Here is a 14669-nt window from a genome sequence, read left to right as displayed (position 1 = left end):
TTTTTAGCTAATATTTTCGACTTTGATCGTACATTACAACCATAAAATGAGGTGGGTAAGGTCATGCAAAAAGCTGCGAAATTGTGGTACAGACAACCGGCATTGCAGTGGACGGAAGCGCTCCCATTAGGGAATGGTAGGATTGGCGCCATGGTCTTTGGGGGGCAGGACCGTGATCGGCTGCAAATGAATGAAGATACGCTATGGGCGGGCTATCCTCGGGAGGAGCATAATCCAGATGCCTTGCACTATTTATCGGCAGCAAGAGAATATATTGCGGCCAAACAGTTTGCGGAAGCACAATCGCTTGTTGAGCAGCATATGCTTGGAACGGACGGGCATGGGGTGCAGCCTTATCAGCCGCTAGGTAATGTCTATCTCGACTTCAAAGGATTATCGGATGAAGAAGTGTATATGAGGGAACTGGATTTGAATACCGCGATCGCGACAACAATGGTGGGCTCTGGCGATCGGCAGCATACGCGCCGAATGTTCATTTCAGCCGTCGATCAAGTGATGGTCATACGACTTGAGCGTTCGCCGGAAAACTCGTTGGATGTAGCGGTGTCGATGGATTCCTTGCTTCGTTATCAGGTGTCATCCGATGGACAGGGCTTGTTGCTGACGGGAATCGCACCGACAAAGGTTCAGAACCATAATAACGGGATTGAACCTGCCGTTGTGTATGATGATGAGGGTCTATCCACACGGTTCGCAGCGATGATCACCGTGGCAGAGACAGATGGACAGGTACGGATTGAACCAGACCGAGTTCATCTTACGGGAGCGACCCATGCCACGTTGTTATATACGAGTGCAACAAGCTACTCGCGCTTTGATGAGATCCCCGGTCAGACATCCATTGATCCTGTGGCGTCATGTCGGGATACGCTGCAGAAGGCGCGGGGGAAGAACTATCTAGAATTAGAAGCTGCTCATATTGCCGATTACCAATCGTTATTTCATCGGGTCGACTTTGAATTGTACGATGCCGAAAATAGCCATGCAGTGCAATTGCCAACGGACGAACGACTGCAGCGGATGGCGCAAGGCAAGAAAGATTTAGATATGTCGTGCCTTCTCTTCCAATATGGACGATATCTCTTAATATCGAGCTCTCGGCCAGGGACGCAGCCTGCTAATCTGCAAGGCATTTGGAATGATATGGTGCAGCCGCCATGGAATGCAGATTTTCACCTGAACATCAATTTACAGATGAATTATTGGTTAGCGGAGAGCTGTCATTTGGCAGAATGCCATGAACCGCTCTTCCAACTGATTGAAGAACAAGCCGTGACGGGAGCGAAAACCGCACGGATTCAATATGGCTGTGACGGATGGACCGCGCATACGATGTCTGATATTTGGCGGACGAACAATGTTGGACCGACCGGGGAGGCGACCTGGGCCTATTGGCCAATGGGCGGCGCATGGCTCTGCCAGCATTTATGGGATCATTATTTGTTCGGTCAGGATGTATGCTTCCTGAAAGATCGGGCGTGGCCATTGATTCAAGGTGCGGCGGAATTCATGCTAGGTTGGCTGATAGAGAACGAGGAGGGTCAGCTGGTAACGAGCCCTTCGACTTCACCCGAGAATCACTTCTATGATCCAGTGACTAGACAGCCGCGATCGGTAACCCAAGCATCGGGGATGGATTTATCGATTGCATGGGAAATGTTATCGATTGCGGATCAGGCAAGTCGACTGCTGGGTGTCGATGAAGTGTTTACGAACCGATGTCAAGATGCGTTAGCACGGCTGAAGCCGCTTCAAATCAGCAGCAAAGGGTATTTGATGGAATGGGATGAAGACTACGAAGAAGTCGATCCGCAGCATCGCCACTTCTCGCATTTGTTCGGGATCTTCCCTGGAAGACAATTCACAATAGAACATGCTCCTGTTTATTGTGAAGCGATGCGGAATACGATGGCGCGGCGGGGAGATGAAGGTACGGGCTGGAGCATGGGCTGGAAGGTTGCGGTATGGGCGAGGCTTCTCGATGGGGATCGTGCTTTGCGACTATTAAACAACTTCATGCAGGTCGGTACGGACCAAGCATTCAACTATCGAAAAGGCGGCATTTATATGAACTTGTTCTGTGCACATCCACCGTTCCAGATCGATGGGAACTTCGGCGCAGCTGCGGGAATATCCGAGATGCTCCTGCAGAGTCATCTGCTGGATATTCATCTCCTTCCAGCCCTACCTACCGCGTGGGAGCAGGGTCATATCCATGGGCTTCGCGCAAGAGGAGGCTATACGGTAAGCATGGAATGGTCTGCCGGTCAGCTAACACAAGCGGTCATTGTTGCCGATCGAGACGGCACATGCAAGGTTCGTTATCAAGGAGAAGCGAAGGAAATCGTCTGTAAGGCTGGCATAGCTGTTCAACTGACATGGGCGGAACAGGAACGAATTTGCAAATAATCAATGGGTGAGGTGAGTACGATGAAAGTCACTTTGTCAACATTGTATTTGGAAGGGACGCTTGTAGAAGGTGAGAATCCGCTTCCGATGTTCAGGAGCCGTAATCATCATAGTGAAGTGGCGGAGAACGGAACGTTCACAGCAGAACAACGCGAATATTTGGGATACGAGACGGGGGAACGTTATTTGCCCTATCGGATGCAGGATCGCTATACACGGGACCGCAAGAATATCGGGCTTAAGGCCATTATTCTCGAAAATGATATCCTGAAGGCGACGTTCTTGCCAGAATACGGTGGACGTCTCTATTCGCTGAAGGATAAGCGAACAAATCGCGAAATTTTGTATCGAAATCCAGTCCTACAGCCTGCCAATCTATCGATTCTCAATGCGTGGTTCTCGGGCGGGATTGAATGGAATATCGGGCAGATAGGCCATACATTTACGACATGCTCCCCCCTTCATGCTGCAGCGGTTAAGGATGAGGACGGCAACGAATTTCTGCGACTCTATGAATATGAACGTTGTAAAAATATTTTCTGGCATATCGATTGTCATCTTCCACCAGGCGCAGAACAGCTCGCTGTGTATGTGCGGATGGTGAATGATCGTGACCAGCCGGTTCCAATGTATTGGTGGACCAACATTGCCGTGGAAGAGACGCATGATGCACGCGTATTCTCGTCGACGAGCAAGGTCATCTATATGGATATGGAGGTCAAAGGCTTCGGGCTGGCTGATCTGCCTCATTTGCCATCCGAGCCACAGGTTGACGCCTCGTATCCGATGCGAATTCCCTTCTCGAATGAATACTTCTTCCAGACCGATGCAGCTCATCCATCACCGTGGGAGGCGGTTGCGTATGAAGATGGCCGTTTATTCTATGAACGCTCTACTCTAATGCTTCGCTATCGTAAAATGTTCTGTTTGGGGAATCATCAAGGGGGAAGACGCTGGTGCGACTTCCTTGCGAAGCCTGGCGAAGGCAATTACATCGAAGTGCAGGGTGGGCTTGCTCCCACACAGCGTCATGGCATCGAAATGCCCGCCAATACGGTATGGGATTTTACGCAAATGTTCGGGGTTACACATGTTGATGCAGCTCAATCCTTAGAGACGCCTTGGGTGGAAGCGAACCAGTACATCCAAGCTCATGTGGATTCCGTCTTAAGTGAAGATGATGTGAACCATATGCATCTGAAGCTGCAAGCATTGGCAGAGAAGCATCCGGATCGTCTTCTGTCCAAAGGATCTGGCTGGGGCGCTCTGGAACGGGTGCGTCGTGAGGATCTGAGCGAACGTGGTATTCCGCTTGGATTCTATTTCGAAGATATCACACTCGATGAGCCTCAGTATCCGTGGCTTGCACTACTGAAGGATGGACAGCTGCCTGTTCAGGATGTTCACAGTATTCCAGTTTCATGGATGATTCAAGAGGAGTGGTTCAAGCTGTTGCAGGAAAGTATGGCTAGAACGGCTCAGCCGTCATGGGTTTCACTCCTGCATTACGGTGTGATGTTATACGAGTATGGGCTCGAGAAAGAAGCGGTTGAGGCATGGGAGAAGTCGTTGCGCATTGCACCATCCGCTTGGGCCTATCGTAATTTAGCCGTTGTGAAGACGCAGCAAGGCGATGCAGCTGCAGCGCTCGACTTCTACGAACAAGCTTATGCGTTAGCGAATGGCTTCCCGGATCGAGCATTTGTAGAAGAATATTTGAATCTATTCATTTCAAGTCAAGCCTATCAGCAAGCCTGGGATGTCTATGAAGCGCTGCCTGCGGGTTTCGCTGCAAGCGATCGCATTCAGATCATCATGGGCACGGCAGCACTGGAACTGGATAAGCATGATTTCATCGAGAAGCTGTTCAACACAGAATTTGCTGTCATTCGCGAAGGGGAAGTTCGGATCGTAGACCTATGGTATCAATATCATGCGAAGCAGCTTGCGAATGCAAGACACACGGAAGTCACACCGCAGATTCTGGAAGAAGCGATGGCGAGCTTCCCACCGCCTATGAATATCGATTTTCGACTAATCAGCCCTTAAGTAGAAGTCGATAAGTAGAAGGAGCGTGGCTGTAAGATGAAGTGGTTGGCCGATATGACAGAATTTTTCCGCATCCATGGAGCAAAACCGTTAATTATCGGGATGTTCGCCTATGGCATTGGTATGGGCATTCTCGCGCCGATGAATGCGGTGTATATGAGGGATGGTATTGGACTTAGCAAATGGGAGATTACCTCAATTTTCTCGATTGCGCTTTTGTTGAATATGATCACGACGATTGCGGTTGGATTGATCAGTGATCGAATGAAGCGTAAGAAGACGCTCCCTGTTATTGCGAGTATGTTATGTATCATCGGTCTTACGATCTATATGCAAGCCTCTACATACGACATAGCTTTGATTGGCATGATCTTCATCGTTGCACCTTCAGGGCTCATCATGGGGCAGCTGTTCGCTATGGCTCGCAATCACTTCATGCGGCATGCGTCTGCGTTTTTTGAAATGGCTCAAATTTGGCTTCGTACCACGTATAGTGTAGGGTTTTTCACGGGGCTGTTGGTCGGCGCGAATGTCTATTTGTTCGCTGATTTTAAAGGGATTTTGTGGGGAAATCTACTCGGTTATGTCATGTTATTAGCTTTGCTGCTCGTATTCCGAGAAGAAGAAGTCGGTTCACTATCCCAGAAGAGTATGGGTGAGCCGCTCTCGATCATCATGCTGATTGCGCTCCTATTGCTCTCCTGCGGTGATGCGCTGCGCGGGCTTTATTTGCCGCTCGTTGTTGTTCAGAAATTTAAGGAGCCGCAGTTGATGTCTTATTTGTGGAGTGCTCAAGCAGTGTTCGAACTGTTATTTATGACTTTAGCGGGCTATTGGGCTGCGAGATATGGCAGTAAAAAGGTGATATTCATCGCCAGTTTATGTGCGATCGTCGTCTACATAACGTACGCGCTGTCACCGCCGCTCATTATTTTCTTTATGGTTCAACCATTGTATTCCTTCTTCGTGTCTGTTTTGTATGGCGTAGCCATGGGGTACGTACAGCGGATGTTCCATACGCGAGTCGGTTTTGGATCAAGTCTATATGTCTTCTTATCGCAGACCGCTTCCTTGGTCGGCTATGTGCTGCCATTCCTTATACCGGGTTACCAACCGACCATTTTCGTGATACCAGCAGCTCTGGTAATGACATCACTGGCATTGATGACGTTTATCTTGCTTCGTGAGAAGCGTATACCGAACAATAGCCCCCTTAAGTACCATGGTTAGGTGCCTGAGGGGGCTATGCTTGAATGGTTAGTTGTTGTTAGCGAATAACGGCGCAGCCGATTCGATCCCCGGAGTTGCCAGCAGGATTCGTGTGCATATCATCCGGATCTGCGTGAATGACGAGTGAAGTCCCGCCTTCCTTGAATAGGGAGTTCGGTTCGCCCTTCCGCAGCGTCACTGCAGTATTGACGAATTGCACTTCACCTTTGCCGTTTGAGCCGACGACGAGGTTCGCAAGATCTCCTGCATGCTCCCCATTCGGATTGTTAAATCCATGCTCTTTGCTGGTGGGGTTGAAATGTCCGCCAGCCGACTTGAAGTCTGGCGCTTCACATTTGCCCATCTCATGGATATGGATACCATGCAATCCTTTTTTGAGTCCAGATGCGGATACATCAATTTGGACACCTTTTGCGAGTTGCGTGAATGTCGCTGTTCCGATTTTTTTGCCTTTGCCATTGATAATATCGGATGTTACCGGTTGTACATTGGCTGAGGGTTCATGGGCTGCAGATACGTGCATAGCGGATTGCTGTGCATCACAGCCTGTTAATGCAAGAATTATGCCGCCTGCAAGCCATGCCCAAGATGTTTTTTTCAATTTCATACGCCTCCAATTGATCGCTCTTATGCATCAAACATTCATCTATTTTTCCCAATAACGGCAAAAGCAAACCTCTTCTGGAAAGAATGAATGTATGCATCCTCGTAAGAACGATGAATCGAAAGACGCTTCGATAGATCTTCTACTCTTTGACGGCCCCAATGACAATTCCTTTGACGAAGAAACGCTGTAGGAACGGATAGACCATCAAGATAGGCAGCGCGCCGATAAAGATCTGGGAAGCACGAATCGTGCGCTGTGATAAGTTGGCTACGAGCGAAGGATCGAACTTGGTCATATCCGCTTGAACGATAATCGTCTGCATGAAGCTCGCGAGCGGCAAATTCTCCGATTCTTTGATGTAGATCAATCCGTCAAAATAGGCATTCCAATGACCTACCATAATGAATAACGAGACGGTTGCGATCGCGGGCAGAGAGATCGGAAGATAGATCGAAATAAATGATCGCAAATACCCAGCACCGTCCATAAAAGCAGCTTCTTCAAGATCTTTGGGGACTGCACGGAAAAAATTAAGCAGCAGGATGACGTTGTAGACCCCGACTAAGCCCGGAAGAATGAGTGCTGCTAGGGTATTTATGAGTCCTAGCTTCAAGATTAAAATATAACTCGGAATAAGTCCGCCGGTGAACAACATCGTAATGACGAAATACCACATGTAAATATTACGCGCGCGGAACGTATGCGCTTCTTTGGATAACGCATAGGCAGCGGCAGTATTAACGACCATCGCAAGCGCTGTTCCGAGCACCGTACGTTCAACCGATACCCATAAGGACGAGAGGAAATTGGCGTTGCCGAAGGTCTTGGTATAAGCTTCTAATGTAAATCCGATAGGCCATAATTTCACCAGACCAGCATTGGCTGGTGCTTGCGAGCTGAGGGATACCATGAATAGGTGCAGCATCGGCAACACGCAGAGTACGGAAATAATGGCCAAAAAAGCATAATTAAAGATGGAGAAGATCCGGTAAGGCAGCGTTTTGTGATACATTGGATGTCACCCTTTCTAGAAAATCCGATACCCTGCGAATTTGTATGCAAGTCGATATGAGACCACGATTAAGATCAAGCTAATGACGGATTTGAATAGACTGACGGCGGTTCCGAAGCTGAATTGCCCCGTCAGCAGACCCTCACGATAGACGAACGTGTCGATAATATCGCCTTGTTGGTAGATTAGCGGGTTGTATAGGTTGAAGATCTGGTCGAAATTCGCGTTCAATACATTACCGAGTGCGAGTGTCGCAACAACGATGGTGATTGGAATCAACGAAGGGATCGTAATATATAGCGTCTGCTTGAATCGGCTAGCTCCATCGACTTCGGCTGCTTCGTATAGTGCAGGGTTAATGCCTGCCAGGGCTGCTAGGAAGATGATTGTGTTGAATCCGAATTCTTTCCAGACGTCACTGAAGATGATGGTGAGCCGGAACCAGAAGCCATCACCAAGGAAGAAGATCGGTTTAGTCCCGAAGATAGACGTTAGGAACTGATTGATAATGCCGGTCTGTGCGAGCATGTCGATCAGAATCCCGCCGAGTGTTACCCAGGACAAGAAGTGAGGCAAATAGACAAAGGTCTGGATCGATCGCTTGAATCCCATATGCCGCACTTCATTCAGCAGCAAGGCGAATATAAATGGGATGAGCAGGTTCATGACAATTTTGGAGCAGGCGAAGAATAATGTATTCCACGTAATCTGCAAGAAGTATTCGTTCTGGAACATGTACTGAAAATGCTTCAGGCCAACCCATGGAGAACCTGTAATGCCTAGAGCGGCTTTATAATCCTGAAATGCCATAACAATGCCCGACATCGGAAGATAAGAGAATATAAAAACTAGAATAGCCGCAGGTAAGACCATTAGATGTAATATCCAAGTGGGCTTGTTGCTGCGTTTTGTCATCTTGTGACTGCCGGTGTTAAGGGCTGTTTGTTGCGTCGTATTCATATCCATGGCGCTCTCCCGTTCGTTGAATTGGTGTTTAAAAGTCATAAGTTAACTTTTTAAATGACCTTAGAAAAATAAAATTGTGTAAAAAGAGGATCTCTGCTATTAATAGTAGCAAGCGGCGATGTCGCGAGACTATATGACAATGTTAGGCTCGATAGGGTTTTGTTAGGGATCATGAATAGGGGGATTCGGGCATGGGACTGCGCATGGGATGGCATAGAGGGATCGATTACATAAGGAGAAGGTTATTCGGGTCTAGGCAGAGTCTGTTCGCCAAAATGAACTTGTTGATTGTGATTTTGTTCATCCCGATCATTCTGATGTATTCGTATTCGAATGATGTTGCACTTAATGTCGTGAGTAAAGAACTCCAGATGTCCAATACAAGGCAGCTTACATTCCTATCGGGACAGATTGAATCTAGAATTAAGCAAATGATGGACTTCACGATCTCCTTCTCGAAGGATCCCAATGTGAAGACATTTAACGGATTACAGATCTGGGGAGATCGATATGATCGCATGCAGACTCGATATGCTGTACAGGAGAAAATGGTGCTTCAATCGGGGATTGTCAATATATGGCCGGCTAGGTATACGGTATATTCGCAGCAGAATCAAGATTTAATATCCAACTTCAGCAATGATAGCAAGTACGACGATACGTATCTCACAGGGAATGTGAGCAGCAATTGGGTATATCGGCACGGTCAGTCACCCAAGGCGGGAGAACCGAAAGCATTCTATTGGCTCTATACGGACAATTTTGGTCAACAAGGTGTCATTCGCGGCAGCAGTCTTGTCGTTGAGGCGAGCTTTAGCAATGAGAACATTCAGAATATGCTAGATTCCTATAAAGCTGGCGGGCAGCGTGAGACGGTGTTCTATCACAAGGGTGAAGCACCAATCTTAAACCGAACAGCGAATCAAAAGCTGATTCATGAGCTGATCCCGGCCTTGGACGAGATGACGCTTGGGGATACGAATCAGCAAGTGATCCAGTTGGATGGCAAATCCTATCTACTCAGCTCCATCAAGTCGCCGAATCTCAATTGGTATCTGGTCGATGTCGTAGCGCTTGAGCAAGTACTCGGTCCCATTTCGTATAGTCGTGATTTATTCTATTTCACGATGGTCTTGTTATTTGTCGTGGGTATCACAGCTTCTATTCTGCTATATCGAAATGTGCAGCGGCCGATTAAGCAGCTGATCGGCGGATTGCAGCGCGTGAAGCGAGGGGATTTCACGGTTCGCATTTATTCGAAGGATAGCAGTGAATTCTCATTCTTATTCCATCGATTTAATGAGATGTCGCGTCAAATTCAAGATCTCATCGAAAATGTCCTGAACGAGAAACTGCGAGCTCGCGAAGCGACACTTAAGCAGTTGCAAGCGCAGATAAATCCGCATTTCCTCTATAATTGCCTCGGCTACATTATTAATATGGCTCAAATGAAAGAGGAGGAGGCCGTCGTATCGATGGCGCATAATTTAAGTGCGTATTATCGATATACGACCCGCATGGAGAAGGAGACGGCGACACTAAGCGAGGAAGTGAAACTGCTCGTGAATTATCTGGACATTCAGAAATTGCGGAATGGACGAATAGACTATCATATCGACATGCCTGAACCGATGCTTGCACAGCATGTTCCGCGACTATTGCTGCAGCCGATTGTTGAGAACGCGGTCATTCACGGTATAGGCAAAACATACTCGTCAGGTGCTATTCAAATCGTTGGGGAATTCTCTGAACGTTATTGCACGATCTATGTGGATGATGACGGGCCGGGGATGACAGCGGAAGACGAAGAAGCCTTGAATCGTAAAATGCTGGAACCGCTTCAAGAGGAGATGGGCTGCGGACTATGGAATACCAATCAGCGAATTATGCATCAATTCGGCGGATCGTCATTCCTGCATTTTACGAAGTCCCCACTCGGAGGATTTCGAACCGTGATACAATGGGAGCTTCCTGCAGATGAACAAGATCGTCTGAAGAAGGCCGAAAAAGGAGATAACTAGCATGCAGATGATCATAGTAGATGATGAAGCGCATTGGGTAGATAATTTATCCATGTTCAAGCCTTGGCATACCCTAGGTATTGAACAAGTGCATCGAGCGTATTCCGCACAGGAAGCGCTGCAGATCATAGAGACAAATCCCATTGACATTGTCATATCGGATATTATTATGCCTGAAATGACGGGTCTTGAGTTGATTGAGCGGGTTAGAGCCGTGGATGGACGCATTAAATGTATTATTTTATCAGGTCACTCGGATTTTGAATTTACGAAGAAGGCTCTCCAGAACCAAGCGATAGATTATCTGCTCAAGCCACCCACTGACGAGGAATTATTCGGTGCTGTTCGGATCGCCATCGATCAGTTGAACCGGGAATGGGAGCAGATCAGCTCTGTTGAACGGACGGTTCATACGCTTCGGGAGAACTTGCCGCTGCTGCAGGGACAGCTTCTTCTTGATGCATTTCGAGGTCAACCGATGGCAGATGAAGAATGGGAGCGCAAATTGGAGAACTATCTGCTGCCCTTCCATGAAGGAGAGGCGGTGCTTCTTCTGGTTCGGATTGAAGAGGCGTCCGACTACACGAAGAAGATGGGGCCTCAGCTGTTAGAATATGCCATGATGAATATGGCGCAAGAAATACTCGGAGAATCTTGCGAAGTGTGGGGCGTGAAGGAGGAGCATGGCTATTTGGCCTTTGTCCTCCAATTCAAAGGAATTAGCACAGTGGCAAGTCGAGGGGCGAAGCTAGAGAAATTGGCGATCCAGTTGCAATACAAGGTTAAGCAGTTCCTGCGAGCTTCCATATCCATCGTCATGACCGATGGATTCCGTTTTCCTCAGCAGTTGCCTGAGCGGTATTTGCAGGCGACATCCTATTTTCGGCAAATTGTTGGGGATGAGCGCGAATTCGTTACGCGTGCCTTGGATGTGGATCCGAGTCTATCTCAGCGGCCGCTGGATGCGCTCTATCTGCCTCCATCCTTCATGAATCTGCTTGAGGCAGGGCGCTGGGAGGCCGTCAAAGAAAAGATCAGTGCGGTATGCGTGGAGCTGGACCGGGATTGGGCGGAATCGCTGGAGCATTGCATGGAAGCAGGCTTCGTTATTGGTTCTTCCTTTACTTATTTGGCGCATCGGAACGGCCAGAGTCTGACACGTCTCATCGGACCTGACATGGAGATGATGCAGAACGGCGAGGCCTTCTCCACCATTAGCAAGCTGCGGAATTGGTCGCTCCGTGTCCTTACGAAGCTGCAGGAAGCGAATTCTGATCAAGCCTCGGACAGCCGGTCGACTTACGTATCGAAGCTTCAAGCTTTTGCGGAGAAAAATTTGCATCTGGATGTCTCTTTGCGCGCGCTTGCGGATCATGTGAACTTGCATCCGACGCATTTGTCCAAAATATATAAGATCGAGACAGGGGAAGGCATCAGTGATTATGTATCAAGACTTCGGATGGATCGGGCTTGTCACAAGCTGAAGACGACCGATAAGAAGGTCTATGAAATCAGTCAGGAAATCGGATATTTGGACCCGGCGTACTTCATCAAAGTGTTCAAACGTCAGTTCGGGGTGACACCACAGGAATATCGAGACGGTCATGAAACGCATGATAGAGTCCTATAAAAACTAACAAAGTCATATAGATGTCCTCCCTAGTCCGTTGGTAAAGTTACAGATGTAGCTATCTTACACAGTAGGGGGAATACAGAATGGGTAAATTCAGAAAATCATTGCTGCTACTTATGGTCTCAGCTCTGCTCGTGATCTCAGCCTGCGGCGGGAAAACGGACAGCGGCAATACGGAGAAGGCAGCAGAGAAGCCGACCGATACAAATACGGTTTCTGCAGCGGATGAAGCATTTGCAAAAGGAAAATATGACCCGCCGATTGAGATTAGTACAAGTCTCATGCCGACGAAGAAATTTACAAAGGGCGATACAAAAGAAAACAACGCTCATGATCGCTGGATGCTCGAGACACTCGGGATTAAGCATAAGGATACTTGGTATCCGGCTGGCGATGCGCAGTATCGTCAGAAGCTGCAGCTTGCAGTTACTTCCGGCGAGAAGCTGCCTGATTTCGTTCCCGTTCCGACTGATCGCGTTCTGACGAACCAATTGATCGATTCTGGACAATTCATCGCAATTGACGAGCTGTTCGATAAATATGCGAATAAAATCTGGAAAGATCACACGGAGAAGAATCCAGAGTTATGGTATCCGTTCACGCGTGATGGCAAAAAGTACAACCTGCCAATCATGGAATATACCGATAATGATGATACACTACTATGGCTTCGCGAAGATTGGATGGAGAAGCTGAACCTTCAAGCGCCTAAGACAATCGCGGATCTAGAGAACATTATGGATAAGTTCAAGAACCAAAATCCAGACGGTCTGCCTGCGAAGAATGTCTTCCCATTAGCAGTGTCGTTGAAAGGTAATACAAATACATGGATGGCTTCGCTCGATTGGTTATTCGGTGCTTATGGAACGATCGAAGAGCAGTGGAATAAAGATGCGGATGGCAACTTGGTCTACGGTTCGGTTCACCCAGGCGCCAAGCAAGCACTTGCGAAGTTGAAAGAATGGATGGATAAAGGTTACATCCACGTCGATGCGGCATTGTGGGATGAAGGCAAAGCATCTGAGAGTTGGACAAAAGGTGAAGCAGGCATCTTGGCAGGTGCGAACTGGGTTCCAGATTGGCCAGCTCCGGACTTGTTGAAGAATGTGAAGGGTTCGAAATATAAAGCATACCCTGTTCCTGCAGGTCCAGATGGATTGATGGGAACGAAATGGCAGAACTCCGGTGTTAACAGCAGTATCATGATCAATAAAGATGCGAAGCATCCGGAAGCGATCATTCTCTATTACAACTACCTGCTTGATAATCTTGCAAATCCGAAGACAGGCAGCGCTTATGAATACGGTTTTGCTAAAGGATATGACTGGGATGTCGTAGACGGACAACCGACGAGCAATAAAGATAAGATCAAAGACTTCAACAACGACTTCCCTTACTTAACAGGTCCTGCTCGTATTCCGGATCTGTACATGAAGACGCTTGTGAAGCTTGCAGACGGCGCGAAGCCTGAGACACCATATGAGAAGCAAATTGCAGAATTCCGTAAACCAGAGAACTGGTATGCAGCGAAGGTTGTTATGTCGCAATTGGATATTCGTAAGCAAAATTACTTCACAGGTGCAGCAACACCAACGATGATCACGAAATGGAACTTGCTGCGTCAATCCGAGATGGAGACGTTCAATAAGATCATCTACGGCAAATTGCCAGTGGATGCATTTGATCAGTTCGTTACAAGCTGGAAAGCAAATGGCGGCGATCAAATCACGAAAGAAGTTAACGATTGGTTCAAATCGGCAACGGCAAAATAATAAACTGTCTTAAAAGAAGGCTGTCTTATCCAGATCATCTCGATCTGCGTAAGGCAGCTTTTTTTGTCGAGTAAGTGAAACGTTCACTAAAACGGTTTTTAACAAGATTCCTGCTCTTGGTGAATGAATGAAACAGCACCAGTGCTGGATGACAGCGTAGTATCATCAATTCTTGCACTGGGTTTCGACAAACACGCATAACTGGGATACTGGAGCGATCAACCTGCACGGATTGAACAGCAATATCAAGAGAGTGTCCTTGCTCGCGGGCGGGGTCAGTCAACATTGCAGCCGCGTGAGCGGACCGTGGTTCCGTTATTTGATAGAAATGCGCTTCAATGATAGGTTTTGTGGACTACAGATCCGTTAGATACGATGTAATCATTCGACAAGATTCGGTTTATCGCAATTAACGGAACCTCGGTCCGCAATCGTTGAATGATTGGTAAAAACCGAGCGAATAACGGAACCATAGTCCGTAGGCAGCTCTAAGTAATGAACGTAATATGCTATAATCCAAGTTTGTACTTATCGAAGCATGTACGTTCTAAATCGGTCTTTGCCGCTTGCTCGCGGACGGCGACAGTCAACATTGCAGCCGCGTGAGCGGACCGTGGTTCCGTTATTTGATAGAAATGCGCTTCAATCATAGGTTTTGTGGACTACAGATCCGTTATATGCGATGTAATCATTCGGCAAGATTCTTTTTATCACAAATAACGGAACCTCGGTCCGCAATCGTTGAATGATTGGTAAAAACCGAGCGAATAACGGAACCATAGTCCGTAGACAACTCAAAGTTACGAACGTAATATGCAATTATCCAGATTCGTACTTATCGATTCTTGTACGATCTAAATCGGTTTGGCCGCTTGCTCGCGGAAGGTGACAGTCAACATTGCAGCCGCGTGAGCGGACCGTGATTCCGTTATTTGATAGAAATACGCTT

The 14669-nt window shown here is 47.6% G+C and carries 9 protein-coding genes; 6 read left to right on the top strand and 3 right to left on the bottom strand.

The genetic code is table 11. From position 1 onward, the window contains the following. Window positions 1-63: 63 nt before the first annotated feature. The 3 genes from C558_RS0108825 to C558_RS0108815 are packed head-to-tail and all read left to right on the top strand — an operon-like array spanning window position 64 to window position 5709. Complete coding sequence (locus C558_RS0108825; protein ID WP_018755900.1) at window positions 64-2430, top strand: glycoside hydrolase family 95 protein; 2367 nt, start codon at window positions 64-66, stop codon at window positions 2428-2430. Window positions 2431-2451: 21 nt separating this feature from the next. After that, window positions 2452-4479, top strand: coding sequence for a DUF5107 domain-containing protein (locus C558_RS0108820; protein WP_018755899.1), 2028 nt, complete (start codon window positions 2452-2454; stop codon window positions 4477-4479). Between the two features lie 36 nt (window positions 4480-4515). Beyond that, window positions 4516-5709, top strand: a complete 1194-nt coding sequence (locus C558_RS0108815) for an MFS transporter (RefSeq protein WP_018755898.1) — start codon at window positions 4516-4518, stop codon at window positions 5707-5709. Between the two features lie 37 nt (window positions 5710-5746). Here the strand turns inward: C558_RS0108815 and C558_RS0108810 are convergent, their stop codons facing one another. The 3 genes from C558_RS0108810 to C558_RS0108800 all read right to left on the bottom strand — a co-directional run bounded on the left by C558_RS0108810 (window position 5747) and on the right by C558_RS0108800 (window position 8294). Beyond that, complete coding sequence (locus C558_RS0108810; protein WP_018755897.1) at window positions 5747-6316, bottom strand: superoxide dismutase family protein; 570 nt, start codon at window positions 6314-6316, stop codon at window positions 5747-5749. A gap of 139 nt (window positions 6317-6455) precedes the next feature. Further along, window positions 6456-7328 (bottom strand): carbohydrate ABC transporter permease, encoded by an 873-nt coding sequence (locus C558_RS0108805; RefSeq protein ID WP_018755896.1) that lies wholly within the window; start codon window positions 7326-7328, stop codon window positions 6456-6458. 15 nt (window positions 7329-7343) lie between these two features. Continuing rightward, on the bottom strand, window positions 7344-8294 hold the full coding sequence (locus C558_RS0108800; RefSeq protein ID WP_018755895.1) for an ABC transporter permease: 951 nt from the start codon (window positions 8292-8294) through the stop codon (window positions 7344-7346). A 191-nt stretch (window positions 8295-8485) separates the two neighbouring features. Here C558_RS0108800 and C558_RS0108795 point away from each other — a divergent pair, with 191 nt between their 5' ends. The 3 genes from C558_RS0108795 to C558_RS0108785 all read left to right on the top strand — a co-directional run bounded on the left by C558_RS0108795 (window position 8486) and on the right by C558_RS0108785 (window position 13720). Then, complete coding sequence (locus tag C558_RS0108795; protein WP_018755894.1) at window positions 8486-10315, top strand: sensor histidine kinase; 1830 nt, start codon at window positions 8486-8488, stop codon at window positions 10313-10315. 1 nt (window position 10316) lies between these two features. After that, a complete protein-coding gene (locus C558_RS0108790) occupies window positions 10317-11945 on the top strand; it encodes a response regulator transcription factor (protein ID WP_018755893.1) in 1629 nt (542 codons plus the stop codon). A gap of 86 nt (window positions 11946-12031) precedes the next feature. Next, complete coding sequence (locus C558_RS0108785; RefSeq protein ID WP_018755892.1) at window positions 12032-13720, top strand: type 2 periplasmic-binding domain-containing protein; 1689 nt, start codon at window positions 12032-12034, stop codon at window positions 13718-13720. The last annotated feature ends 949 nt before the right edge of the window (window positions 13721-14669 follow it).

Source organism: Paenibacillus terrigena DSM 21567, assembly GCF_000374845.1.
Lineage (GTDB): Bacteria > Bacillota > Bacilli > Paenibacillales > Paenibacillaceae > Paenibacillus_K > Paenibacillus_K terrigena.
This window is presented reverse-complemented; position numbering and strand designations above follow the sequence as displayed.